Raw genomic sequence first — 23,331 nt, forward strand, 5'->3', positions numbered from 1 at the left:
TGCAATGGTATACAAATGGGTTCTGACAGCGCTGGTTTCAAGAGTTTCAGGCGTATATGACGCGGGCTGGCGCAGGCTGGCAAGCCCGGACAGGCTTGCCGCCCGGTGACTGTTGCCGGGTTATTTGCGGTTTCAGCTGCTGGTCGGTTTCAGCCGCCGCATCGGGGTGGGGCGGACCCGGTCTTCGATTTCGCCGTAGATGAGAGCGGCGATGTTTTTGGAAGAGGTCTTCTCGATCCCCTCCAGCCCGGGGGAGGAGTTCACCTCCAGCACCTTGGGGCCGGTCTCAGAACGCAACAGGTCCACGCCCGCCACATTGAGGCCGAAGGCGCGGGCGGCGCGCACGGCGGTGGCGCGTTCCTCCTTGCTGATGCGCACCGTTTCGGCGCTGCCGCCCAGGTGCAGGTTGGAGCGGAAGTCGCCCTCAGCCCCCGAACGTTTCATCGACGCGACCACCTTGGAGCCGACAACAAAGCAGCGGATGTCGACGCCCGCGGCTTCCTTGACGAACTGCTGCACCAGGAAGTTGGCCTTGAGCCCGCGGAATGCGGTGATGACGCTTTCGGCGGCTTTCTTGGTTTCCGCCAGCACCACGCCTTTGCCTTGGGTGCTTTCCAGCAGCTTCACGATCAGGGGCGCGCCGCCGACGATCTGGATCAGGCTGCCGGTGTCCTTGGGCGAGGCGGCGAATGCGGTGGCGGGCATGCCGATCTTGTGGCGGGCCAGGATCTGGTGCGCGTGCAGCTTGTCGCGGCTGGCGGTGATGCCTTCGGAGCCGTTGACGCAGAAGGTGCCCAGCGTTTCGAACTGGCGCAGGAGCGCGGTGCCGTATTGGGTGACAGAAGCGCCGATGCGCGGGATCACCGCGTCATAGCGGGGCAGGCGTTTGCCGTCATAGTGGATTTCCGGTGCCAGCGCGTTCAGCGCCATGTAGCAGCGGGTGGTATTGATCACCTCCACCGTGTGGCCGCGGCTTTCGCCCTCTTCCACCAGGCGGCGGGTGGAATAGTTGTCCTCGCGGCTGAGAACAGCGATGCGCAGGGCGCGCTTGGGCGCGGATTTGCGGATGTTGGCAGAGGCGTAGACGGAATAGTCCAGTGCGGGCTGGCACATGCGTTCGCCGGGCACCACGGTCACGTTTTCGGTCAGCGCCTGGCGGCCCAGCAGCATGTGCTTGGCCATGCCGCGCCGGTCGGTCAGCGTCAGCTCCACCGGCCAGGACTCGCCGCCGATCTCCATCGGGGTTTCGATCACAAAGCGCATCTCGCTTTCGCCGTTTGACGATGTCACCTCGCGCCGGTCCTTGATCAGGGCAGAGCAGGGGATTTCCAGATCGTACTGGCCGGGAATGGGGTGCACCATGAAGCGCACCTTGGGGGCGCTTGCCGGGCCGAAGGTTTCGATCCCGGTGGCATGCAGCGACGAGGTGCGGGCGCCGGTGTCGACCTTGACCCGCAGGGCAGGCAGGCCGAGGTCCGGCAGGCTGACCCATTCCTCCCAGCCGAGTTTCAGTTGCGGTGCAGGGTCGGCTGTGGACATGAGCTTGGCTCCTTGGCATTAGGGGTGAATCACCGGGATGCCGGTTTGAGTGTAACGGCAGGAATACGAGATGGCAGAGCTTTTCAACTTTGAACTGAAGGCAACGGACGGCAAGGCGCGCACAGGTGTCATCAATACGCCGCGCGGCGAAATCCGCACGCCTGCTTTCATGCCGGTTGGCACTGCCGCAACGGTCAAGGCGATGATGCCGGAGAGCGTGCGTGCGACCGGGGCCGACATCCTGCTGGGCAATACCTACCACCTGATGCTGCGCCCGACGGCAGAGCGGATCGACCGGCTGGGCGGTTTGCACAAGTTCATGAACTGGGAACGCCCGATCCTGACTGATTCAGGCGGGTTCCAGGTGATGTCGCTGGCGGGTCTCAGGAAGCTGACCGAGAAGGGCGTGACCTTTAAATCCCACGTTGACGGTTCCAAGCATGAGCTGACGCCGGAACGCTCAATGGAGATCCAGCGCCTGTTGGGATCGGACATCGTCATGTGTTTCGACGAATGCCCGGCGTTGCCTGCGGAACGTGACCGGATTGCCGAGTCGATGCGGCTGTCGATGCGCTGGGCGGAGCGGAGCCGCGAGGCCTTTGGCGACCGTCCGGGCCATGCGCTCTTTGGCATCATGCAAGGCGGGCTGGAGCAGGACCTGCGCGAGGAAAGCGCCGAGGCGCTGAAGAAGATCGGCTTTGAGGGCTACGCGGTTGGCGGTCTGGCCGTAGGCGAGGGGCAGGAGGCGATGTTTGAGTGCCTCGATTACGCCCCCGGTTTCCTGCCCGAGGACAAGCCGCGCTATCTGATGGGGGTGGGCAAGCCCGATGACATCGTCGGCGCGGTGGCCCGCGGTATCGACATGATGGACTGCGTGCTGCCGTCGCGGTCGGGCCGCACAGGGCAGGCGTTTACCCGCTATGGTGTCGTGAACATCAAGAACGCCCGGCACCAGGACGACCCGCGCCCGCTGGATGAGCAGTGCGGCTGCCCGGCGTGCCGCAATTATTCGCGCGCCTATCTGCACCATGTGTTCCGCTCCAACGAGATGATTTCGGGGATGCTGCTGACCTGGCACAACCTGCATTACTTCCAGGAGATTATGGGAGGAATGCGCGAGGCGATTGCGGCGGGCACGTTCGAGGCCTGGCAGAAGCACTTCCACGACCTGCGCGCGCAGGGCGATATTGAGCGGCTTTAGGGCTGCTCCCCCGCCGCATCTGTGGCGGCTTTCAAATAATTTGCAAAGCTCGTGAAGAGGAAGAGACGTAATGAAATTTTCCAAGACAGCCTCATTTTGTTTGGGCGCAGTATTGAGCCTGTCCGCTTGTATGGAGGGCAGCAGTTCCTCATCCCGGCAAGTGGCGCAATTGGGCTTTCAGGAAGTTGCGGCGATGAGGCTGTACCAACGCGGCGGTCATAGATCTTTTTACGAGGGAAGCCTGGTGCCCAAAACTGTTTCTGCATCAGTGCTCTTCCATCAGGGCAGTGCCGCGTCTCATGATGGTATCAAAGGCAACGCGGCCTATTTTAGGGTTGCCGTTGATACATCGGAAAGTGATTTCCAGCCTCGCGACCGCTTGCCAGACGGTGTTCTTGCTGGGTTGTCAAAGCCTGAATTGGTCGCCCTTTATAACGACCTGATGGCTGAAAAGACTTCGGGCCGGGTAATGGAACTGGCGAAAACGGCTGCGCGCCAGACGATTTGCACAACCGGTACGGTACAACTGGATGACCGGCCAATTCGCGAGGCGGAACCTTTGACGCCGTCGGAGCAGGCCCGCGTGAATACAGCACTGGGCGGAAACTTGGACCGTATTCTCGGGATGAAGAAAGCCGAAATTGAGCGGCTTGGAATCGGTTTCCTGGTCAACCGCAAAACCCGGCCTGTGCCCAAATTCCATTACAAAACTCACGGGTATAGCGGCACCACTTCGGCCTGGCTGCGGATGAAATGCGTTTTCTGAGCAGTGGAGCTTGCCTCGCCACGATTTTGCTGGTGGCATGTGGTGGGCAGCAACGAGCCAATTCCAACCCGGTCGCAAACCGGGTTGCTGAAGATCGTTCAACCTACCCTTCTGTTGATACAACCTATCTCCAGTGGGACAAGGGGCATGGCTACCAGGTCACCTATTTCGGCGAGAAGCATGTCTGGCTTTGGTACCCTGGAAATACGGCTGCGCTTCGCGGTGAATGGGTGCAGGAGGTCGTTGCAGGCGGGTATTACCTGTGCTTCACCTATCCGAAAAGCTCTTACAACCCTGTGACAGGTTTTGCCGGCGGGCAGAAAGAGTGCCAGCCGCTAGCCGTTCTTGAGGGCGCATTGGCGGGCGCCATAGCTGGTGACGAATTCAATTTATCGTCGGGCTCAATCCCTTATGTGCTGCGAAGAGGCAAGAAGCCGGATGAGTTCTGAGGTGCTAAGCCGAGGGAATTGATCGAACGCCTCCGGTTTTCCCATTCACCTGTTATGAAGACCTTATCCGCTATCCTCGCGCCAAACCGCGGAGGATGGCGATGACTAACTGGCGTGCGCTGGCTGTTGCGGCCCTGCTGGGCGGTGCTCCGGCGGCTGAGGCGCAAACTGCACCGGGCGGCACAACTCCAGGTTCCCTGGCCGAGGCCTCCAGCTTTTTCAAGGCGCCGCCGCTGGATGGCTGCCGGATTTCACTGGAAGATCTGATCAAGGGCGGCTCGCAAGCCCTGCGCGGGCAGTGGGTTGTGCAGAAGGGGCCGGGCGAAATTTCTCTGAACACTGGCGGGCGTATCGAAATGGTGCCGCTGCCGCAGCGCACGGGTGAGGTTTTGCGCCTTGGGTTCCGGGGCGGGCGGCTGGTGGCGGAGTCTGCAACCCTGGGGTTCCTGCCCATCGGGGTGGAGGACCGGGCGCCATTGAAGCCGGGCACGGGGCTCAGGGCTGAGAGCGTGGGCCGCGGCGATCTGGCGGACGGAACGGAGGTTTATCTCGATGACCTGGCGCTGGGCGCGCTGCCCTGCGGTGCGGACCAGCTGTTGCGGCTGAACCTGCAGGCGGAACACGACAGTGGGACCGGAGAGGTGCTGCGGCAGGACATCCGGCTGTTTCTGATTGACCAGGGCCGGATGAGCGGAACCTACCGGGAAACCGGGCCGGGCGGGCGGCTGGAGCGCGGTCTGATTACATTGATGCGGCGCTGACAGGCCCTTGCGGAGTTATCCACAGGGAAGCCTCGAAAGGCCTTCATCATTTGCTCACCCTTCCTGCATTTGCGCCCTTGTGGTCCCGGCGCGCAGCGGGCAAGGTGAGCCCCAGCCTTGAGGATGCGCGGTTGAAAATCCAGAGCCGCCCCACCAAGTAAAGACATCCAATGAGGAGACGGGCCAAAGCTGCCAATACCGGGGCCGGGCCGTCTTGCCTAACCAAAGGACCGAGTATGCAAGAGCCACTCAATTCCTCCTACCCAGTCCTGCCGCTGCGCGACATCGTGGTCTTCCCCCACATGATCGTGCCGCTGTTCGTGGGCCGGGAAAAATCGGTGCGCGCCCTGGAAGAGGTGATGGCCGACGACAAGCAGATCCTGCTGTCGAGCCAGATCGACCCCTCCGAGGACGATCCCGAAACCGATAGCATCTATACCGTCGGCGTGCTGGCCAATGTGCTGCAGCTGCTGAAGCTGCCCGATGGCACCGTCAAGGTGCTGGTCGAGGGGCAGAGCCGTGTGAAGATCACCGAGTTTCTGGAAAACGACAATTTCTTCGAGGCCAAGGCCGAGGAACTGAGCGAGATCCCGGGTGACGTCACCACCACCGAGGCGCTGGTGCGCACCGTGGGCGACGAGTTCGAGCGTTACGCCAAGGTCCGCAAGAACATCCCCGAAGAGGCGCTGTCTGCCGTCGGCGAAACCGCGGAGCCGGCCAAGCTGGCCGACCTGGTGGCAGGCCATCTGGGCATCGAAGTGGACCGCAAACAGGAACTGCTGGAGACGCTCTCTGTCAGCGAGCGGCTGGAGAAGGTCTATGGCCTGATGCAGGGCGAAATGTCGGTCCTGCAGGTCGAGAAGAAGATCAAGACCCGGGTCAAATCCCAGATGGAGAAGACCCAGCGCGAGTACTATCTGAATGAGCAGATGAAGGCCATTCAGAAGGAGCTGGGCGACGGTGAGGAAGGTGCCGGCGAAATCGCCGAGCTGGAAGAGAAGATCGCCGCCACCAAACTGTCGAAAGAGGCGCGCGAGAAGGCGGATGCGGAGCTGAAGAAGCTCAAGAACATGTCGCCGATGTCGGCGGAAGCCACCGTGGTGCGCAACTACCTCGACTGGATGCTGTCGATCCCGTGGGGCAACAAGTCCCGCGTCAAGAAAGACCTGAACAAGGCGCAGGAGATCCTGGATGCGGATCACTATGGCCTGGAGAAGGTCAAGGAGCGGATCGTCGAGTATCTGGCGGTGCAGCAGCGCTCGGCCAAGCTGAAGGGGCCGATCCTCTGCCTCGTCGGCCCTCCGGGTGTGGGTAAAACGTCGCTGGGTAAATCCGTGGCCAAGGCGACCGGGCGCGAGTTCATCCGCATTTCGCTGGGCGGTGTGCGCGACGAGTCCGAGATCCGCGGCCACCGCCGCACGTACATCGGCTCGATGCCCGGCAAGATCATCCAGGCGCTGAAGAAGGCCAAGACCACCAACCCGCTGATCCTGCTCGATGAGATTGACAAGATGGGCCAGGATTTCCGCGGCGACCCGGCGAGCGCCATGCTGGAGGTGCTGGATCCGGAACAGAACAACACCTTCATGGATCACTACCTGGAGGTGGAATACGACCTGTCGAACGTGATGTTCCTGACCACCTCGAACAGCTACAACATGCCCGGGCCGCTGCTGGACCGGATGGAGATCATCCCGCTGTCGGGTTACACCGAGGACGAAAAGCGCGAGATCGCCAAGCAGCACCTGATTTCCAAGCAGGTGAAGAACCACGGCCTGAAGGCCAAGGAGTTCGAGCTGACCGACGACGCGGTGACCGAGATGATCCGCACCTACACCCGCGAGGCCGGCGTGCGGAACCTGGAGCGCGAGATCGCCAAGGTGGCACGGAAGTCGCTGACCAAGATCGTCAAGAAAGAAGCCGAAAGCGTGACCGTTACGGCGGACAATCTGGACGACTTCCTGGGCGTCAAAAAGTTCCGCTATGGTCTGGCTGAGCTGGAGGACCAGGTGGGTGTCGTGACCGGCCTCGCCTATACTTCTGTCGGCGGCGAGCTGCTGTCGATCGAGGCGCTGCGGCTGCCCGGTAAGGGCCGGATGAAGACCACCGGCAAGCTGGGCGATGTGATGAAGGAATCGATTGAGGCGGCGTCGAGCTATGTGCGCTCGGTCAGCCCGCAGATCGGGATCAAGCCGCCGCAGTTCGACCGGCTGGATATCCACGTGCACGTGCCGGACGGCGCAACGCCGAAGGATGGCCCGAGCGCCGGCCTGGCGATGGTGACCGCGATTGTGTCGGTGCTGACCGGCATCCCGGTGCGCAAGGACATTGCGATGACTGGCGAGGTCACCCTGCGCGGCAATGCCAGCGCCATTGGCGGCCTCAAGGAGAAGCTGCTGGCGGCGCTGCGCGGCGGCATCAAGACGGTGCTGATCCCGCAGGAGAACGAGAAAGACCTGCCGGAGATCCCGGACAACGTGAAGGAGGGGCTGGAAATCATTCCGGTGTCCCATGTGTCCGAGGTTCTGGAACACGCGCTGGTCTCCAAGCCCGAACCCATTGAGTGGGATGAGGAGGCCGAAGAGGCGGCTGCGGCCAAGGCGGCTCTGAAAGGCTCCGGCGAGGGGGCAGGCGCAACGGCGCACTGATCCGCGGTTCACGCAAGTAAGTAAAAGAAAAGGGCGGTCCGAGGGGGCCGCCCTTTTTAGTTTTCTCTTCCGTTCTGGCCCTTCTTTCCGGGGCGTATGGTCCTGTGTGGCAGCGAGTGGAGCAGGTGCTCCCGCCCGCTGCCGGCAGCGCATTCAGCGCCGCCGCTGCGGTTGGGCATGGCGCCGGGCCCAAAATCCGGATGGTGCCCGGCTACAGGCCGGACGCTTTGCGGCTGCGGGAGTGCGCCCGCAGGGCTGCTGACAGAAAAGCTCAGGCGGCCTTGCTGGCCTGTTCCATCTTGGCCTGGACGGTGGCAATGGCCATTTCTGCCGGGCTGACGTCCGCCGACTTGGCCTGGGCCAGGATTGCCGCCATGGTTTCATCCAGCGCCTGCAGCTTCTCGGCGACAAAGCCCTCGCGGTCCTTGATCCGCTGGATCTCGGTCGCGACGTTGATGATGCCGCCGCCATTGGCCACGAAATCGGGCGCATAGAGGATGCCGCGGGCGTGCAGCGCGGCGCCGTCTTCCGCCGTGGCCAGCTGGTTGTTGGCGCCGCCTGCCACGATGTCCGCCTTAAGCTGCGGGATGGTTTCAGCGTTCAGGATGCCGCCGATGGCGCAGGGGGCAAAAACGTCTGCCTCGGCGCTATAGATCTCTGCCAGCGGCACCGCCTTGGCACCGAAGTCGGCAATTGCCTGCTCGACACGGGACTCGTCGATGTCGGTGACAACCAGCTTGGCGCCTGCCTCGTGCAGGAACTGGCAGAGGTACCAGCCGACGTGGCCCAGGCCCTGCACCGACACGATGACGCCGTCCAGATCGCGGCTGCCGTGCTTGTGGGCGCGGGTGGTGCGGATCGCATTGAAGATGCCGCGCGCGGTGATCGGGGAGGGGTCGCCGCTGGCGAACTCGCCGTCGGCCAGACCAGCCACGAAGCGGGTTTCCTCTGCCAGGATGGCCATGTCCGCCGGGCTCATGCCCATGTCCTCGGCGGTGATATAGCGGCCGTCCAGGCCCTCGATGGCGCGGGCAAAGGCGCGCAGCAGCTCCGGCGACTTGTCCTTGGCCGGATCGCCGATGATCACCGCCTTGCCGCCGCCCAGGGTCAGGCCCGCCGCCGCGTTCTTGTAGGTCATGCCTTCGCTCAGGCGTTTGACGTCGGTCAGGGCTTCGTCTTCGCTGGCATAGGGGCGCATGCGCAGCCCGCCGGCCGCCGGGCCCAGCTGGGTGGAATGCACAGCGATAAAGCCCAGGAGGCCAACCGAGGGCTCCTCGACGCGGTAAATCTCTTCATGGGTGGCGGAGGCCACGGCGGTCACTGTCATCTGGATAGCTCCTGCAAAACTTTCGCCAATCATATCCTCCCGTGCGCGCCGGTTTTCACCAAAAGAGGTCTGTTAAGGCGGGTGCAGTTGGCGGTAAACTCTGAAATGTGAGGCTGGATTAGAGGAAACCCCTATGGATTCGATAGACCGCAAGATTGTCGCCGCGCTTCAGCGCAACGGCCGGCTGAAGATATCAGAATTGTCGGAGATGGTTGGCCTGTCGCCCACCCCCTGCGCGCGCCGGGTCGGCAACCTGGAGGAAAGCGGCGTGATCAGCGGCTATTCGGCGCGGGTGGATCAGGCCAAGCTGGGTCTGCCTGTGACGATTTTTGTGGCGGTGGAGCTAGAACGGCAATCCACCGACGCGCTGCAGGCCTTTGAGAAGGCGGTGCGCAAGTTCGATCAGGTGATGGAGTGCTACCTGATGACCGGCACCCGCGATATCCTGCTGCGGGTGGTGGCGGAGGATCTGCCGGATTTCGACCGCTTTCTTGAGGACCGGCTGATGCGGGTGCCCGGCATCCGCAACACCCGGTCCAGCTTTACCCTCAGGACAATGATACAACGCGACGCGCTGCCGTCCTGCTGACCGGTTCACGGCTGTGGGGCAGGTGTGTTAGGGTGAAGGCACAAAACAGGCCCGTCTGCCCGTCCGCTGTGCTCCTCAGGGCCGCAGGAAAGAGGCAAAGCGGGCGGATAAAGACAGGCAAACGGGGCATCATATGGCACGAGCAACCAGAAAAACCAGCACATCCGCGCGCAAAAGCGGCACGCGCAAACCAGCGGCACGCAAGACGGGCACGCTGACGGCAAGAGCCGCAAAGGTCTCCGGCGCGGAACCGGCGGCTGCTGAACCGCAGTCCCGCACGGCACCGGAGCCGAAAGCAGTTTCTGCAGCAGAGGCGCAGGCTGCGCCGCCAACGGTGGTTGTTGCGGCCGCCGCGCCGGTGGTGTCTGCTCCTGAGCTGGCAAAAAAGGAACTGATTGAAAAGGCGGTCGAACGGTCCGGCGTCAAGAAGAAGGACGCCAAGCCTGTGGTTGAGGCGGTTCTGGCGCTGCTGGGGGAGGCGGTGGCCGAGGGGCGCGAGCTGAACCTGAAGCCCTTTGGCAAACTGCGCATCAACCGCAGCCAGGAACGCAGCAATGGCACCGTGTTTGTCTGCAAACTGCGCCAGCCCTTGGCGGCCTCAGAACCGCAAACCGCCACGCCTGAAGAAAATGCCGGGGGAGGTGAAAATTCTTCCAATGACCCTCTTGCAGAGCCTGCGGCGGAAGGCTAAAAGCCGCCTCACGGGTGATTAGCTCAGTGGTAGAGCGCTTCGTTCACATCGAAGATGTCAGGAGTTCAAATCTCTTATCACCCACCATCATTTTGAAAGGCGCTCCCTGAAATGGTTGAGCGCCTTTTGCTTTTCCGGGGTTTCACTGGCGGCTTTGCGGCGTTACCACTTTGCCTGAAAAACCGGGCAGGGGGCATATCATGCAGTTTCCGAAAATCTGGCTGCTGCGGCACGGGCAGACCGAATGGAATGCAGAGCGCCGTATCCAGGGGCAGCTGGAATCACCGCTGACAGCCCTGGGAGTGGAGCACGCCCGCCGCCAAGCCGTGCTGATGGCGCCGGTTATGGCGCAGAATCCGGCCTGTTTTGCCTCTCCGCTGGGACGGGCGCAGCAAACCGCGGATATTGCCCTCGGCGGTGCGCCTTTTGTAACCGACCCGCGGCTGGCCGAGGCATATGCCGGGGCGTTTCAGGGCATGACGCTGGAGGAAGTGGCGGCAGAATATCCGGGCATCCATGGCGCCAATCCGCGCAATCTGGATCTGTTCTGCGAAGCGCCGGGCGGTGAGGGATACGGCAGTTTCCATGCTCGCATCCTTGATTTCATGCAGTCGCTGACCGGCCCGTCGGTGGTGGTGGCGCATGGGCTCTTGGGGCAGGTGATGCGCGGTATTGTTTGCGGCCTGACGCGCGACCGGATGGCGGCGCTGCCGAACGGGCAGGGCTGCGTCTATGTGCTGGAAAACGGGACGGAAACGGTCCTGGAGTAGGGCGGCCGGTTGGGCGGCCGGTTGGGCGGCCGCCCTTGCCGGGTCAGAGACCCGGCAGCTTGTTCACCAGGCCGCGGCGGCCGAAGGTGGTGCCGCGGTTGGCGCCGAAATCCCACTTGAGGCCGATGCCGACAAAGGCCTCGTTGCCGGACAGGTTCTGCGCTTCGGCATTCAATGAGCCAAGTTCGCCGTAGAACTTGGCACCTTTGCCGACGTCATACTGCGCGCTGGCGGCGATCCTGGTGAGTTCGATATTGCCCAGATCCAGGTGGTCGAGGCCTGCGCCGACGGTGAACTGGCTGTTCACATCCCTGCGGAAGGCAACACCGGCGATGGTGCCGGAAATCGCGCCGTCGTCGCCTTCACCCAGGTAGAACTCGGCATCGGCAAACCCGAATTCATGCCCGGCCTCGATGCCGTAGAAGTCATACTCATCCCGGCCGGTTTCCTCGATACCGTAGAACAGGCCCAGCGAGGTGGTGCTGCTGACATGGGCGATGCCGTGCAGGGTGGCATTTGCGCCTTCCAGGTCCGTCAGGTTGAAATCGGCGTAAAACAAGTCGAGCTGGGTGGAGAAGCTGCGGGAGAAGCCCAGTTCCACGGCGCCGCCAACGGCGGTGCGGGCATAATCGGTGTCATCGGCAAAGGCCGAGGTGGACAGGTCAAAGCTGCCGCCGGTGATTTCCGCGGCTTGCAGGCTGCCGGCCAGGGCTGCGGCTGCGCAGGCTGCGCTGAAAAGGCGTTTCATGGATACTGCTCCGGTCGTGTAATCGCTTCCGGCCTCTGCTTTTTCCGGGCCGGTTGCGCAGATTGCTATCCCTTCGCGCCGCCGCTTGGCAAATGGCTTGAACCTGCTGCCCTCTGGCTGCGGTGAAGTGTTGCCCTGCTGCCCTGCATCGTCCGGGACAGATGGCGCCGCAAAGTGAAAAAACTTCTGCCCGCCCCCTTGCGCAGTCCCGCGCCATTGTCTAAATCCCCGCTCAACGGGTCGTTAGCTCAGTTGGTAGAGCGCTTCGTTTACACCGAAGATGTCGGGAGTTCGAGCCTCTCACGACCCACCATTCTCCTCCTCCGAAGATAAAGAAATCTCCCGCGCAAGTGTTTGCTGCGGTTGAGTTTTTCATGATGTTTCAGTGTGGTATCCGGGGGTTGCCATTTTTTTCCGGGAAAGTTCTGAAAAAGGCAAAACACCGCTTGACGGGTCACCGGGCGGAGAATATTACAGCCCAACATTCGGCAGCGATGCTGGATGTGCAGCGGGCGGTTGTAGCTCAGTTGGTTAGAGTACCGGCCTGTCACGCCGGGGGTCGCGGGTTCGAGCCCCGTCAACCGCGCCACTGCTGCGCCCCGTCCCGGGGCCGAACAGGGACCGCCCCGGAGGGGACTGGATCGGAGACGATCCGCCGCAAGGCGAAAATGCGGTTGTAGCTCAGTTGGTTAGAGTACCGGCCTGTCACGCCGGGGGTCGCGGGTTCGAGCCCCGTCAACCGCGCCACTTTCGCCCGCCGCCCTGGCGTATCAGGGTCCGCCCCGGAGGGGATCATAGCCGAAAGGCCCATGCGCGGTTGTAGCTCAGTTGGTTAGAGTACCGGCCTGTCACGCCGGGGGTCGCGGGTTCGAGCCCCGTCAACCGCGCCACTTTCTTCCTCAGTTTTAAGGAATTAGAGACGCGTCCAGCGTGTGTCATCCGTGTTCCGGTGGGCTTCCCGGGGCCGCTGTGACTTCGGGGGTGTCCTGGCTGAAGCTGTTGCGCCAGCCTGCTGCGCTTTTTTCCCACAGGGACGAAATCAGCATCGATTTCCATGCCGTGGTGCCGGCGGGGAGATAGGCCGCTCGGTAGCTGAGCAGCACGGCATCCGGGCTGATGATGCGCAGTTGTGCATCGCTGAGGCGGTAGTCCGCCATCACCGGTCCGTTTTGCAGCTGATCGCAGTGGCCTGATTTGTCCGAGAAGCCACTGGGGTAGACGCCCAGGAAGTCCTCGGTCAGCATCTGCCCATCGGCCTCGGGGTCACCGGCAACCAGCGCCTCCCAGACCTTGGTTTCCAAGGCGACGAACTCGGCCAGCCGCGGGCCGCCGGTCAGAATCGTTTGTGTCATGAAACCAGCCTGACCGCCGGAAGCGGGGCGGGCAAGCGGTATGGCGGCGGAGCTGTCAGATAGCAGGCGGGTTCGGTGCCGCCTCTGTGTCGTGGCGCCAGCCGGTCAGCTCCGCATCGACCCATTTCTTGAGCCGGTCAAGATCGGGCTTGGGATTGGATTCCAGATAGCGCAGCAGCACCCTTGTTCCGTGCTGATAACCGGCACGGTAGCTTTCCTCCGGGTCGGTCTGGTTGCCCTCGAACCCCGGCGGGCGGTTGAACCTGCTTTGTGTCATCTCTGCCTCCGTGTGCAATTCGATCAGGTGTTTCCGCAAGGTTAGGGCAAGAGCGATAAGCAAGTCTTAACCTGGTGCGTAAAACGAACATCAAAGCCGCTGGCAGTGGCGGATTTTCTAACGGGTCAAGGCGGTGGCAGCGGGCTGAGAAAGCTGAGCAGCGCAGCGGCGGTCTCAGCCGGGGCGCTGTCGATGAAGAAGTGCCCGCCGGGTACACCGCGGGCCGCCATGTTCTGCAGCCGGGGCGCCCAAGTGGCGGCGACGTCATAGGCTCGCGCCATGGCGCCGTCGGCGCCGGAAAGCACCAGCGCCGGACATTGAACCTGGCGGTCCAGATCGCGGGCATCGTCATGGAAATCCAACTCGATCGCGGCGCGGTAGTCGTTGCACATGGCATGGACGCAGGCCGGATCTGCCCAGGCACGGCGGTAGGCGGCCAATGCATCAGGCGGGAAGTCCGATAGCGATGCACCGCCCCAGCCCAAAAGGCAGCTTTCGAAATAGGCCTGCGGGTCGGCGCCGATCATCCGTTCCGGCAGCGGCGCGGGCTGGGCCAGGAAGAACCAGTGGTAATAGGCGCGGGCGACCTGCTGAGTCAGCTGATCCAGCAGCAGGTGTGTCGGGATAATGTCCATCACGGTGAGGCTTGCGACGGCTTCGGGGGCGTCCAGCGCCAGCCGGTGGGCAGTTCGGCCGCCGCGGTCGTGGCCCGCCAGGTGAAAGCGCGGATATCCCAGCGCCTGCATCAGCGCCAGCTGGTCAGCGGCCATGTTGCGGAAGCTCATCGCTTCCACGCCTTCAGGCTTGGAGCTGGCGCCATAGCCGCGCAGGTCGGCGGTCACCACGGTGTAATTGCGGGCAAGGCCGGGGATGGTATGTTCCCACATTTCTTTGGTTTGCGGGAAACCGTGCAGCAGCAGAAGCGGCGGGCCATTGCCGCGTCTTGTATAGGCGATCTGCTGGCCGTTCACCTGACGTGTGCCGGTCTCGATAGCGGCTGGCATGGCTCTCTCCCTTGGCTGACGGGCGCACGCGCATTGGAGCCAGAGCAGCGTTCCAGATCAAGCCTGCCGCTGCGTTCGGGAGAAAGGGGAGGGCTCCCGCGCCTTGGCGCGGCATCGAAGAAGCGCTCGTCAGAGCACCGGTGACGGGCGGGAGAATGCCCCTCCTTGCGGGGCCGGTGGCGGGGCGGACGATTTGCCCGCCCTGCGGCTGCTTATTTCTGCGTCAGCGCGTCCAGGATGCGGGCCCAGGAGCGGATGCCCTTGTGGAAGCTTTTCAGGTCATACTTCTCGTTGGGCGAGTGGATGGCGTCGTCGTCATTGGCGAAACCGGCCAGCATCGATTCCATGCCCAGGATCGACTTGAAGAAACCCGCGATCGGGATCGAGCCGCCCATGCCGCAGAACACCGCTTCGCGCTGCCATTCGTCCGACAGGGCGGCGCGGGCGGCGGTGAATTCGGGACGGGTGATGTCCATGACTGACGCCTTGGAGCCTTCGAGATCGTTGTCCCAGACCACCTTGCAGTCGGGTTTCAGCTGCGCCTCCACATGTTTGCGGATTTTCACCCGCAGTGCGTCCGGGTCCATGTCGCCGACCAGGCGGCAGGTGATCTTGCAATGTGCCTCCGACGGGATCACGGTCTTGGAGCCGGCGCCATTGTAGCCGCCCCAGAGGCCGTTCACCTCCAGCGTCGGGCGGGCCCATTGCTGTTCCAGCACCGAGCGGTCCTTTTCGCCGTGCGCCTGGGTGTAGCCGGCGTTGTCGAGGTAGTCCTTTTCGTCAAAGCCGCAGCCTTCCCACTGGCGCAGTTGGTCCTCGGGCACCTCATGCACACCTTCATAGAAGCCGTCGACCGCCACCTTGCCGGTCTCCTCGTCATAGAAGGAGGCAACGATGCGGCTGAGCTCGCGCAGGGGGTTCAGGCCGGGGCCTCCGTAGTGGCCGGAGTGCAGGTCGATGCGCGGGCCAACGAGAGTGAACTCATCCTTGAGCATGCCGCGCAGCTGGGAGGAGATCGACGGCACCCCGCGCGACACCATCGAAGTGTCGCAGATCAGCGCGATGTCGGCCTTCAGCTCTTCAGCGTTTGCTTCCATGAAGGGAATGAGCGAGGGGGAGCCGCTTTCCTCTTCACCTTCGAAAAAGAAAGTAATGCGGCAGGGCAGGGAGCCGTTGACGGCCTTCCAGGCGCGGCAGGCCTCGACAAAGGTCATCAGCTGGCCCTTGTCGTCCGAGGAGCCACGGCCGCGGATCACGGTGCCGTTCGGGGTTTCCTCCAGCTGCGGCTCAAACGGCGGCGTGTTCCAGAGGTTCAGCGGGTCGACCGGCTGCACATCATAATGGCCGTAGAACAGCACATGCGGGGCGTCGGTGTTTTCCTCGCCCACATGGCCGACCACCATCGGGTGGCCCGGGGTCGCGCGTTTTTCCGCCTTGATGCCGATGGAGTTCAGATCGGCGACCAGCCAGTCGGCAGCCTTGTCGCATTCCGCCTTGTAGGCCGGGTCGGTGGAAATCGACTGGATCCGCAACAGCTCCATCAGCCGTTCGGTTGCGGCGTCCAGCTCTGCGTCGATCCGGTCCAGAACGTCGTTCAGTGCCATCAATTGCTCTCCTGTTTGTCCGGGCAGGCCCTGGAATTTGGGCCAATTTGCCGCGGACCCTAGCAGCGCGGCTGGGGAGGGGCCAGAGGCCTCAGCGCTGGATTTTCAGGGCATTTTCTGCTGCTGAGGTTTCCGATCCGGTGCATTATATGGAAAAATGGGAAACAGATACGACGCAAACGGCCAAAGGTTGGCCGCAGCTGTCCTTGCCTGGTTATTGTTTAAGTTCTATTTGACCTGCATCAATGTTGCGCACCCGTGGCGGCGCGTATTCAGTTGATCGAAGGGACTGCCTCAGGTAACCAGTCGCGAACGTGATTGTGGCCTAATCGTCAGAAGACCCGTGCCCTTTACACAGCCCGCGTGCTCCGCAAGAGCACAATTAGCTATGGAGATGCCGGTGGACTATACCGCGAAACTGGACGCAGCGATTGCCAGCCTTCACGAAGAGGGCCGTTACCGGACCTTCATCGACATCGAGCGTAAGAAGGGCCATTTCCCGCACGCGGTGTGGAACCGGCCCGATGGCAGCAAGCAGGACATCACCGTCTGGTGCGGCAACGATTATCTGGGCATGGGCCAGAACCCGGTGGTGCTGGATGCGATGCATGATGCCATCGACGCCACCGGTGCAGGCTCTGGCGGGACCCGCAACATCTCCGGCACCACAGTCTATCACAAGCAGCTGGAGGCCGAACTGGCCGACCTGCATGGCAAGGAAGCCTCGCTGCTGTTCACCTCGGCCTATATCGCGAATGACGCGACGCTGAGCACTCTGCCCAAACTGTTCCCGGGGCTGATCATCTATTCGGATGCGCTGAACCACGCCTCCATGATCGAAGGCGTGCGCCGCAATGGCGGCGCCAAGCGCATCTTCCGCCACAACGATGTGGCCCACCTGCGCGAACTGCTGGAGGCCGACGACCCCAAGGCGCCCAAGCTGATCGCTTTCGAATCGGTCTATTCGATGGACGGCGACTTTGGCCCGATTGCCGAAATCTGCGATCTGGCGGATGAATTCGGCGCGCTGACCTACATCGACGAGGTGCACGCGGTTGGCATGTACGGCCCGCGCGGCGGCGGCGTCACAGAGCGCGACCGCCTGGCCCACCGCATCGACATTATCAACGGCACCCTGGCCAAGGCCTATGGCGTGATGGGCGGCTATATCGCCGCCTCGGCCAAGATGTGCGATGCCATCCGCTCCTATGCGCCGGGCTTTATCTTCACCACCTCGCTGGCGCCTTCTGTTGCAGCAGGGGCGGCCGCTTCCGTCGCCTATCTGAAGGGCGCGCAGGACCTGCGTGACAAGCATCAGGATCAGGCCAAGGTGCTGAAATTGCGGCTGAAAGGCCTGGGCCTGCCGATCATCGACCACGGCAGCCACATCGTGCCGGTGATTGTCGGCAACCCGGTCCATACCAAGGTGCTGTCCGATCACCTGCTGGAGGATTACGGCATCTACGTGCAGCCGATCAACTTCCCCACCGTGCCGCGCGGCACCGAACGGCTGCGCTTCACGCCGTCGCCGGTGCACGGCCCCAAGGAGATCGATGCGCTGGTCCATGCAATGGACGCATTGTGGTCGCATTGTGCGCTGAATCGTGCCGAACTTGCCGGGTAACCTACTGATCAGTGTAAATTAACGCCGAGTGTGTTACGCTGTTGCTAATCAATGAACGGATCTGAGTCGCAAATGTGATTCTTTCACCGTACAGAAACGATGGCGGCAGGCATATTATGGGACGGCAGGCATGATCGGGCGCTTCACCCAGCGCAAGCAAGATGAGCATGGCGGAACGGCAGAGCCGAAGGGTTTTGACGATTTCGAGCTGAGGCTTGGCGACGTGATGCGCGGCGAGCGGGCGACGATGGGCAAATCGCTGCTCGACGTCCAGCGCGAGTTGCGGATCAAGGCCTCCTATATCGCTGCCATCGAAAACTCCGATCCTTCCGCGTTTGACACGCCCGGCTTCATCGCCGGTTATGTACGGTCCTATGCGCGCTATCTGAACATGGATGCCGAGCAGGCGTTCCAGGATTTCTGCAAGGAAAGCGGCTTTTCTGTAGCCCATGGCATGTCGGCAGAGGCCTCCAGCCGCAGCAAGTCCGGCAAAGCGCCGGCGCCTGCGTCCAAGGGCCTGGGCGGCGATGCCTTTGCCTCGCCGAATACTCCGTTCATTCCCGCGCCCAGCAGCATCCTCAGCCAGATTGAGCTGCGTGCCGTTGGCTCGCTGATGGTGCTGGCCGGCCTGATTGGCGGCATTACATATGGCGGCTGGGCCGTCCTGAAAGAGGTGCAGCAGGTACAGTTTGCACCGGTGGATCAGACCCCGGCAGTGCTGGCGGATCTCGACCCGCTCAGCAGTGCGGTGCTGGAGGTTGCCGAGGGCAGCCAGGACCCCGCGGCTGAGGCGTTGGACCGGCTGTACCGTCCGCAGGCGCTGGATGTGCCGGTGCTGGTGGCGCGTGACGCACCGATTTCCACCATTGACCCGTCGACGCTGGGCAATTTTGCGGCGCCGGATGTGCCCACGATCAGCCTGGCGGAGGCCAGCCTGCCGTTTGACGGCGCCGGGCCGCTGCAGCAGGGCGAGCAGGGGCCGCAGGTGCCGCAGGTTCTGGCCGCAGTTTCGCCGGGTGTCGAAATGGTTGCGGTGCGCCCCTCCTGGGTGCAGGTCACCGCGGCGGACGGCAGCGTGATCCTGGAAACCATCATGGACGCGGGCCAGCGGTTCCAGGTGCCGGTGACCGAGGATGCGCCAAAACTGCGCACCGGTGAAAGCAGCGCGATCTACTTTGCCGTCAATGGCCAGCATTTCGGCCCGGTCGGCGAGCGCGGCCAGGTCACCAAGAATGTCGAGCTGTCGATGGACGCGATCACCGGCCGGTTTGAACTGGCGGATCTGCAGGACGGCAGCAATGAGGCGTTGGCCACTCTGGTTGCGCAACTGCAGGCCGAACAGCTTCCGCAAGAATAACGCCCGCGCAGGAATTCGCAAAAGACGCCCGGTGCTGCCATTGCAGCGCCGGGCGTCTGCACGTATCTAGACCGCAACAGGATCCAGCCGGGACACCAGCCGCAATGTCGATCAATCACATCCGCCCCTGGCGCCATATCGAGCGCCGCAAGAGCCGCCAGATCCATGTGGGCAACGTGCCCGTCGGCGGCGACGCCCCGATTGCGGTGCAGACTATGACCAATACGCTGACCACCGATGTGGCCGCAACGGTCGCACAGGTTCAGGCGGCGGCAGAGGCGGGCGCTGATCTGGTGCGGATCTCGGTGCCGGATGAGGCCTCGTCCAAGGCGCTGAAGGAGATCGTGCGCGAAAGCCCGGTGCCGATCGTCGCTGACATCCATTTCCACTACAAGCGCGGTATTGAGGCCGCCGAGGCCGGGGCTGCCTGCCTGCGCATCAACCCGGGCAATATCGGTGACGAGAAGCGCGTGGCCGAGGTGATCAAGGCGGCGCGCGACCACAATTGCTCGATCCGCATCGGGGTGAATGCTGGGTCTCTGGAAAAGCACTTGCTTGACAAATATGGCGAGCCTTGCCCTGAGGCGATGGTGGAGAGCGGTCTCGACCATATTCGCATCCTGCAGGATCATGACTTCCATGAGTTCAAGATCTCGGTGAAAGCCTCCGACGTCTTCATGACCGCCGCCGCCTACCAGCAGCTGGCGGAAGCCACCGACGCGCCCATTCATCTTGGCGTGACTGAGGCCGGCGGTTTTGTCTCCGGCACCATCAAATCGGCGATCGGCCTGGGCCAGCTTCTTTGGATGGGCATCGGCGACACCCTGCGCGTCAGCCTCTCTGCCGATCCGGTGGAGGAGGTGAAGGTAGGTTTCGAGATCCTCAAGTCTCTCGGCCTGCGCCATCGCGGCGTCAACATCATCTCTTGCCCCAGCTGCGCGCGGCAGGGGTTTGACGTGATCAAGACGGTGGAGACGCTAGAGGAGCGGCTGGCCCATATCCATACCCCGATGAGCCTGTCGATCATCGGATGCGTGGTGAACGGCCCGGGCGAAGCGCTGATGACCGACGTTGGTTTCACCGGCGGCGGCGCGGGCTCCGGAATGGTCTATTTGGCGGGCAAGGCCAGCCACAAGATGTCCAACGAGCAGATGGTCGACCACATCGTCGAAGAGGTCGAGAAAAAGGCTGCCCAGATCGAGGCGACTCAAGAGGCGGCGGAGTAGGGCGTTTCAAACGCCAGCTATGCTTCTTCTTTGCAATAATACTCCGGGGTCCGGGGCAGAGCCCCGGACCAGCCGGTTCAACTTAACCTGTCAGCTCTGCTGCTCGCGGATTTCCGCCACCATCAGCTCCATCTGATCGGCGGGCAGGTAGCCGCGCAGAAGCTCGGTGCCCAGCACAAAGGTCGGGGTGCCGGAGATTGCCATCTTCTGTGCCAGCGCACGGGTCTGGCGCAGCTCTGCGGTCACCTCTGCGCTGTCCATCTTGGCAAAAATTGCCTCAGCATCCAGCGACAGGCCGTCTGCCAGGCGGCGCAGGGCGACCTCGTTCGGCTCACCTCCGAATTCGATCAGCGCGTCATGCACATCCTTGTAGGCATCATCGCCTGCCACCTGTTTGGTTGCGACGGCAAAGCGTGCGGACAGAACGGAAGCGTCGCCCAGGATCGGCAGTTCCTTGATCACCAGGCGGATATTACCATCGCTTTCCAGCAGCTTGGCCACTTCCGGGGCGGCCTTGCGGCAGTAGCCGCAGCGGTAGTCCATGAATTCGACCAGGGTAATGTCGCCGTCAGGGTTGCCGCCAACCCAAGAGTAGCCGTCGTTTTGCAGCTCCGCCAGATTGTCGGCAACCAGCGTGTCATCGCGGGCGGCTTCGGCCTGCTGCTGGCGCTGCTCCAGAAGGTCGACGGCCTCCAGGATCAGTTCCGGGTTTGCCAGGATGTATTCGCGAACTTCCTTGCCGAAGGCCTCGCGTTCCGTCTCCGACATTGAGCTGATGTCAAAGGCCTGCGCCGGCGCGCCCAGGAGGGCCAGGGCAGTAGCCGCGGCTGTGGCGGTGCGGGTGAAAAGGGTCATTTGCGTCTCTTTCTCTTCTGAGCTTGTTCATAGGCCACCAGCACATCCTGCGCCCGCCGGGCGGCGGGGGATCCGGCTGGCAGCAGGGCGGTGGCCCGTTTGGCGTGAATGCCGGCGTCATTCAGACGCCCTTGCAAGGCATAGCGTTCGGCAGTGACCAGGGCGGCCATGCCGTTTTGTCCGGTTTTGGCATAGGCCAGCGACATGTCGCGCAGCAGCACTGTATTGCGGAAGTCGATGGCGCGGGCGCGTTCCATGGATTTCAGTGCCGCTTTGGGCTGGCCCGCGGCCAGCTGTGCGCGGCCGTAGCCGGTCAGGATCAGCGGGTCCTTGGGGGCAAGGCTGACGGCCTTGCCATAGGCGGCTAGTGCCGCGGACCACTGGCGGTTCTCGATCAGGATCTGGCCCTTGAGTTCGTAATAGAATGGATCGGAAGGCCGTGCAGCCAGCGCGCCGTTTACCGCCTTCAGCGACTTTTTCAGGTTTCTCTGCCGGTGATAGGCGGCGGCCTCGCGCATCAGGCGGACGTCCTTGTACTGCTCCTCGCGCACTCGGCGCAGGGTCCATTTCGGCGCGCGGGTAAAGGCCGACAGCTTGCCGCGGACCCGGGCGAACCAGTATTGCGCGTCCGGGCTGGTCTGGCCCTTGTCGCCATAGGCGGCCAGATAGGCCTGCGCGGCCCGCATACGGTCGCGGCTGAGGGGGTGGGAGCGGGTGTAGGGATCCTGGGTACCTGCACTCAGCACTTCCTGGCCTGCAAAGGCGCGGTGCAGATCGACCAGTCCCTGCGGGCTGATGCCTGCCCGGTTCAGGTAGTCAGCGGCGGAACGGTCGGCGCTGCTTTCCTCTGCCCGTGTGTGGGCCAGGAAGCTGCGGAAGGCCGAGCTTTGGGTGCCGATGGCAATGCCCGCCGCCGCATCCCCGCCGCCTGCCGCCGCAGCCAGCGCGGCCAGTGCCAGGCCAAGACCGGCAGCACTGTTGGCAGAGCGCAAGTTCTGCATTCGCCGTGACAGGTGGCCGTTGGTGATATGGGCCGCCTCATGGGCTAGCACGGCTTGCAGCATTTCCGGTGAGGTGACCTTGAGGATCAGCCCGTAATTCACAAATATCGTTCGAGAATCCAGGACGAATGCGTTGAAGGACGAGTCGTTGACCAGCAGGATGCGAACCCGGTTTGCGTTCAAACCCGCGGCGCGCAGAACCGGGGCCGCCAGCCGGTTCAGCCCGTATTCGATATCCGGATCGCGCAGCAGCGAGATAGACGCCGCCTGCGCCGCCGCTGCAAATTGGACAAGCGTGCAAACCAGAAGAGCCGGGATTGACGCCAGCCGGAAGAAACGGTCAAAACTCATGCGCGCACATTGGGAGATTAGCATGCGAAACTCAACCCGGTCCGAGGTCGATCCCTTCATTGTGATGGATGTGATGGAGGCTGCCCGCAAGGCTGAGGAGGCAGGCCGCCACATCATCCACATGGAGGTGGGCCAGCCGTCGACCGGGGCGCCCTCGGGGGCGCTGAAGGCGCTGAGGAATGCGTTGGAAAACAATGCCTTGGGCTACACGGTTGCTCTGGGCCTGCCAGCCCTGCGCAAGCGGATCGCGCAGCTCTATGGGGAGTGGTACAATGTCGATCTGAACCCAGAGCGGGTGATCGTGACGCCGGGTTCCTCCGGCGCTTTTCTGCTCAGCTTCACCGCTTTGTTCGACAGCGGCGACCGCGTGGGCATCGGCGCGCCGGGCTATCCCTCCTACAGGCAGATTCTGAAGGCGCTGGGGCTGGTGCCGGTGGACATCCAGACCGCACCGGAAAACCGGCTGCAGCCGGTGGCGGCGGACCTCAAGGGGCAAAAGCTGTCCGGCCTGATGGTGGCGTCGCCCGCCAATCCGACCGGCACCATGCTGGACCGTGCGGCGATGGGGGCGCTGATCGATGCGGCCAGGGAAGAAGGCGCCAGCTTTATCTCCGACGAGATCTATCACGGGCTGGAATACGAGGCGAAGGCAGTCACGGCGCTGGAGCTGACCGACGAGTGTTATGTCATCAATTCCTTCTCCAAGTTCTTTTCGATGACCGGTTGGCGGGTCGGCTGGATGGTGGTGCCGGAGGATCATGTGCGCGTGGTCGAACGGATCGCCCAGAACATGTTCATCTGCGCGCCGCACGCCAGCCAGGTGGCGGCGCTGGCCGCACTCGATTGCGAAGACGAGATGCGGGAAAACCTGGCCGTCTACGCCAAGAACCGCCAGTTGATGCTGGACGGGCTGCCGAAGGCCGGTTTCACCAAAATCGCGCCGCCGGACGGGGCGTTTTATGTCTATGCCGATGTGTCGGACCTAACCGATGACAGCCGCAGCTTTGCCGCGGAAATCCTTGAAAAGGCGGGTGTTGCTGTGACCCCGGGTCTGGATTTCGATCCCGTCCGCGGCGCCACCACGCTGCGGTTCTCCTATGCGCGCTCCACCGCGGATATCGAGGAAGGCCTGGCAAGGCTGGCGCTGTTCATGGCGTCGCGGGATTAAGCCGCGGATAGACGCAGAAGGCG

21 protein-coding genes and 5 tRNA genes are annotated in these 23,331 nt (G+C 62.9%); 17 read left to right on the top strand and 9 right to left on the bottom strand.

The features are described 5' to 3' along the window. Nucleotides 1-132 precede the first annotated feature (132 nt). Nucleotides 133-1,539 (bottom strand): 30S ribosomal protein S6--L-glutamate ligase, encoded by a 1,407-nt coding sequence (gene rimK / locus RA25_RS05355; protein ID WP_039145506.1) that lies wholly within the window; start codon nt 1,537-1,539, stop codon nt 133-135. A gap of 70 nt (nt 1,540-1,609) precedes the next feature. Between rimK and tgt the strand changes: the two genes are divergently transcribed. The 5 genes from tgt to lon all read left to right on the top strand — a co-directional run bounded on the left by tgt (nt 1,610) and on the right by lon (nt 7,364). Next, a complete protein-coding gene (gene tgt / locus RA25_RS05360) occupies nt 1,610-2,740 on the top strand; it encodes a tRNA guanosine(34) transglycosylase Tgt (protein ID WP_039170617.1) in 1,131 nt (376 codons plus the stop codon). A gap of 70 nt (nt 2,741-2,810) precedes the next feature. Next, the gene (locus tag RA25_RS22610; RefSeq protein ID WP_152612164.1) at nt 2,811-3,506 is read left to right on the top strand and encodes a hypothetical protein; all 696 of its coding nucleotides are present in this window, start codon (nt 2,811-2,813) and stop codon (nt 3,504-3,506) included. After that, on the top strand, nt 3,494-3,955 hold the full coding sequence (locus RA25_RS22320) for a hypothetical protein (RefSeq protein WP_082023041.1): 462 nt from the start codon (nt 3,494-3,496) through the stop codon (nt 3,953-3,955). The genes RA25_RS22610 and RA25_RS22320 overlap by 13 nt, the downstream gene beginning before the upstream one ends. Before the next feature lie 101 nt (nt 3,956-4,056). After that, nucleotides 4,057-4,716, top strand: coding sequence for a hypothetical protein (locus RA25_RS05370; RefSeq protein ID WP_039170619.1), 660 nt, complete (start codon nt 4,057-4,059; stop codon nt 4,714-4,716). 236 nt (nt 4,717-4,952) lie between these two features. Beyond that, nucleotides 4,953-7,364, top strand: a complete 2,412-nt coding sequence (lon, locus tag RA25_RS05375; RefSeq protein WP_039145510.1) for an endopeptidase La — start codon at nt 4,953-4,955, stop codon at nt 7,362-7,364. A 271-nt stretch (nt 7,365-7,635) separates the two neighbouring features. Here lon and RA25_RS05380 read toward each other — a convergent pair whose 3' ends face one another. After that, a complete protein-coding gene (locus RA25_RS05380; RefSeq protein ID WP_039171210.1) occupies nt 7,636-8,691 on the bottom strand; it encodes a Glu/Leu/Phe/Val family dehydrogenase in 1,056 nt (351 codons plus the stop codon). A 133-nt stretch (nt 8,692-8,824) separates the two neighbouring features. Here RA25_RS05380 and RA25_RS05385 point away from each other — a divergent pair, with 133 nt between their 5' ends. The 4 genes from RA25_RS05385 (at nt 8,825) to RA25_RS05400 (ending at nt 10,741) form a co-directional block, all read left to right on the top strand. Beyond that, nucleotides 8,825-9,280 (top strand): Lrp/AsnC family transcriptional regulator, encoded by a 456-nt coding sequence (locus RA25_RS05385; RefSeq protein ID WP_019295887.1) that lies wholly within the window; start codon nt 8,825-8,827, stop codon nt 9,278-9,280. Between the two features lie 133 nt (nt 9,281-9,413). Further along, a complete protein-coding gene (locus tag RA25_RS22325; RefSeq protein WP_082008869.1) occupies nt 9,414-9,971 on the top strand; it encodes an HU family DNA-binding protein in 558 nt (185 codons plus the stop codon). Between the two features lie 12 nt (nt 9,972-9,983). Next, nucleotides 9,984-10,058: transfer RNA gene (locus RA25_RS05395), tRNA-Val, on the top strand. A 113-nt stretch (nt 10,059-10,171) separates the two neighbouring features. After that, a complete protein-coding gene (locus RA25_RS05400) occupies nt 10,172-10,741 on the top strand; it encodes a histidine phosphatase family protein (RefSeq protein WP_039170620.1) in 570 nt (189 codons plus the stop codon). 43 nt (nt 10,742-10,784) lie between these two features. On the opposite strand, the gene RA25_RS05405 is transcribed toward RA25_RS05400, so the two are convergent. Beyond that, nucleotides 10,785-11,489, bottom strand: coding sequence for a hypothetical protein (locus tag RA25_RS05405; RefSeq protein ID WP_019295884.1), 705 nt, complete (start codon nt 11,487-11,489; stop codon nt 10,785-10,787). 237 nt (nt 11,490-11,726) lie between these two features. On the opposite strand from RA25_RS05405, the gene RA25_RS05410 reads away from it, so the two are divergent. The 4 genes from RA25_RS05410 to RA25_RS05425 all read left to right on the top strand — a co-directional run bounded on the left by RA25_RS05410 (nt 11,727) and on the right by RA25_RS05425 (nt 12,379). After that, a tRNA-Val gene (locus tag RA25_RS05410) sits at nt 11,727-11,802 on the top strand. Nucleotides 11,803-12,001: 199 nt separating this feature from the next. Further along, a tRNA-Asp gene (locus tag RA25_RS05415) sits at nt 12,002-12,078 on the top strand. Nucleotides 12,079-12,159: 81 nt separating this feature from the next. Next, nucleotides 12,160-12,236: transfer RNA gene (locus RA25_RS05420), tRNA-Asp, on the top strand. A gap of 66 nt (nt 12,237-12,302) precedes the next feature. Continuing rightward, nucleotides 12,303-12,379: transfer RNA gene (locus RA25_RS05425), tRNA-Asp, on the top strand. 45 nt (nt 12,380-12,424) lie between these two features. On the opposite strand, the gene RA25_RS05430 is transcribed toward RA25_RS05425, so the two are convergent. The 4 genes from RA25_RS05430 to RA25_RS05445 all read right to left on the bottom strand — a co-directional run bounded on the left by RA25_RS05430 (nt 12,425) and on the right by RA25_RS05445 (nt 15,726). Beyond that, entirely contained in the window at nt 12,425-12,841 is a 417-nt protein-coding gene (locus RA25_RS05430) for a nuclear transport factor 2 family protein (protein ID WP_039170621.1), read from the bottom strand. A gap of 55 nt (nt 12,842-12,896) precedes the next feature. Then, nucleotides 12,897-13,118: a hypothetical protein gene (locus tag RA25_RS05435; protein ID WP_019296794.1), complete on the bottom strand. Its 222-nt coding sequence runs from the start codon at nt 13,116-13,118 to the stop codon at nt 12,897-12,899. 125 nt (nt 13,119-13,243) lie between these two features. Continuing rightward, nucleotides 13,244-14,122 (bottom strand): alpha/beta fold hydrolase, encoded by an 879-nt coding sequence (locus RA25_RS05440; RefSeq protein WP_039170622.1) that lies wholly within the window; start codon nt 14,120-14,122, stop codon nt 13,244-13,246. Between the two features lie 212 nt (nt 14,123-14,334). After that, on the bottom strand, nt 14,335-15,726 hold the full coding sequence (locus RA25_RS05445) for a M20/M25/M40 family metallo-hydrolase (protein ID WP_039170623.1): 1,392 nt from the start codon (nt 15,724-15,726) through the stop codon (nt 14,335-14,337). Between the two features lie 400 nt (nt 15,727-16,126). On the opposite strand from RA25_RS05445, the gene hemA reads away from it, so the two are divergent. The 3 genes from hemA (at nt 16,127) to ispG (ending at nt 19,933) form a co-directional block, all read left to right on the top strand. Further along, the gene (gene hemA / locus RA25_RS05450) at nt 16,127-17,350 is read left to right on the top strand and encodes a 5-aminolevulinate synthase (protein WP_029204868.1); all 1,224 of its coding nucleotides are present in this window, start codon (nt 16,127-16,129) and stop codon (nt 17,348-17,350) included. A gap of 130 nt (nt 17,351-17,480) precedes the next feature. Then, nucleotides 17,481-18,707 carry a helix-turn-helix domain-containing protein gene (locus tag RA25_RS05455; RefSeq protein WP_039170624.1) on the top strand — a complete coding sequence of 409 codons (1,227 nt, stop codon included), beginning with the start codon at nt 17,481-17,483 and terminating at the stop codon, nt 18,705-18,707. Nucleotides 18,708-18,811: 104 nt separating this feature from the next. Then, nucleotides 18,812-19,933 carry a flavodoxin-dependent (E)-4-hydroxy-3-methylbut-2-enyl-diphosphate synthase gene (gene ispG / locus RA25_RS05460; RefSeq protein ID WP_039145522.1) on the top strand — a complete coding sequence of 374 codons (1,122 nt, stop codon included), beginning with the start codon at nt 18,812-18,814 and terminating at the stop codon, nt 19,931-19,933. Between the two features lie 90 nt (nt 19,934-20,023). Here the strand turns inward: ispG and RA25_RS05465 are convergent, their stop codons facing one another. Together RA25_RS05465 and RA25_RS05470 are read right to left on the bottom strand one after the other, a co-directional pair. After that, on the bottom strand, nt 20,024-20,788 hold the full coding sequence (locus RA25_RS05465) for a DsbA family protein (RefSeq protein ID WP_039170625.1): 765 nt from the start codon (nt 20,786-20,788) through the stop codon (nt 20,024-20,026). Then, complete coding sequence (locus RA25_RS05470; protein ID WP_039170626.1) at nt 20,785-22,164, bottom strand: M48 family metalloprotease; 1,380 nt, start codon at nt 22,162-22,164, stop codon at nt 20,785-20,787. The genes RA25_RS05465 and RA25_RS05470 overlap by 4 nt, the downstream gene beginning before the upstream one ends. Between RA25_RS05470 and RA25_RS05475 the strand changes: the two genes are divergently transcribed. Further along, nucleotides 22,163-23,308: a pyridoxal phosphate-dependent aminotransferase gene (locus RA25_RS05475; protein ID WP_039170627.1), complete on the top strand. Its 1,146-nt coding sequence runs from the start codon at nt 22,163-22,165 to the stop codon at nt 23,306-23,308. The genes RA25_RS05470 and RA25_RS05475 overlap by 2 nt on opposite strands. The last annotated feature ends 23 nt before the right edge of the window (nt 23,309-23,331 follow it).

It is taken from the genome of Leisingera sp. ANG-S5, from assembly GCF_000813925.1.
Classification (GTDB): domain Bacteria; phylum Pseudomonadota; class Alphaproteobacteria; order Rhodobacterales; family Rhodobacteraceae; genus Leisingera.

Bases quoted from the DNA above. Each gene is read 5' to 3' on its own strand.
- RA25_RS05400 (WP_039170620.1), top strand. From the start codon at position 10,172: ATGCAGTTTCCGAAAATCTGGCTGCTGCGGCACGGGCAGACCGAATGG.
- RA25_RS05470 (WP_039170626.1), bottom strand. From the start codon at position 22,164: ATGCTAATCTCCCAATGTGCGCGCATGAGTTTTGACCGTTTCTTCCGG.
- RA25_RS22610 (WP_152612164.1), top strand. From the start codon at position 2,811: ATGAAATTTTCCAAGACAGCCTCATTTTGTTTGGGCGCAGTATTGAGC.
- RA25_RS05440 (WP_039170622.1), bottom strand. From the start codon at position 14,122: ATGCCAGCCGCTATCGAGACCGGCACACGTCAGGTGAACGGCCAGCAG.
- RA25_RS22320 (WP_082023041.1), top strand. From the start codon at position 3,494: ATGCGTTTTCTGAGCAGTGGAGCTTGCCTCGCCACGATTTTGCTGGTG.
- RA25_RS22325 (WP_082008869.1), top strand. From the start codon at position 9,414: ATGGCACGAGCAACCAGAAAAACCAGCACATCCGCGCGCAAAAGCGGC.
- RA25_RS05475 (WP_039170627.1), top strand. From the start codon at position 22,163: ATGCGAAACTCAACCCGGTCCGAGGTCGATCCCTTCATTGTGATGGAT.
- RA25_RS05380 (WP_039171210.1), bottom strand. From the start codon at position 8,691: ATGACAGTGACCGCCGTGGCCTCCGCCACCCATGAAGAGATTTACCGC.
- ispG (WP_039145522.1), top strand. From the start codon at position 18,812: ATGTCGATCAATCACATCCGCCCCTGGCGCCATATCGAGCGCCGCAAG.
- RA25_RS05445 (WP_039170623.1), bottom strand. From the start codon at position 15,726: ATGGCACTGAACGACGTTCTGGACCGGATCGACGCAGAGCTGGACGCC.
- RA25_RS05455 (WP_039170624.1), top strand. From the start codon at position 17,481: ATGATCGGGCGCTTCACCCAGCGCAAGCAAGATGAGCATGGCGGAACG.
- RA25_RS05370 (WP_039170619.1), top strand. From the start codon at position 4,057: ATGACTAACTGGCGTGCGCTGGCTGTTGCGGCCCTGCTGGGCGGTGCT.
- rimK (WP_039145506.1), bottom strand. From the start codon at position 1,539: ATGTCCACAGCCGACCCTGCACCGCAACTGAAACTCGGCTGGGAGGAA.
- RA25_RS05465 (WP_039170625.1), bottom strand. From the start codon at position 20,788: ATGACCCTTTTCACCCGCACCGCCACAGCCGCGGCTACTGCCCTGGCC.
- tgt (WP_039170617.1), top strand. From the start codon at position 1,610: ATGGCAGAGCTTTTCAACTTTGAACTGAAGGCAACGGACGGCAAGGCG.
- RA25_RS05385 (WP_019295887.1), top strand. From the start codon at position 8,825: ATGGATTCGATAGACCGCAAGATTGTCGCCGCGCTTCAGCGCAACGGC.
- RA25_RS05430 (WP_039170621.1), bottom strand. From the start codon at position 12,841: ATGACACAAACGATTCTGACCGGCGGCCCGCGGCTGGCCGAGTTCGTC.
- RA25_RS05405 (WP_019295884.1), bottom strand. From the start codon at position 11,489: ATGAAACGCCTTTTCAGCGCAGCCTGCGCAGCCGCAGCCCTGGCCGGC.
- RA25_RS05435 (WP_019296794.1), bottom strand. From the start codon at position 13,118: ATGACACAAAGCAGGTTCAACCGCCCGCCGGGGTTCGAGGGCAACCAG.
- lon (WP_039145510.1), top strand. From the start codon at position 4,953: ATGCAAGAGCCACTCAATTCCTCCTACCCAGTCCTGCCGCTGCGCGAC.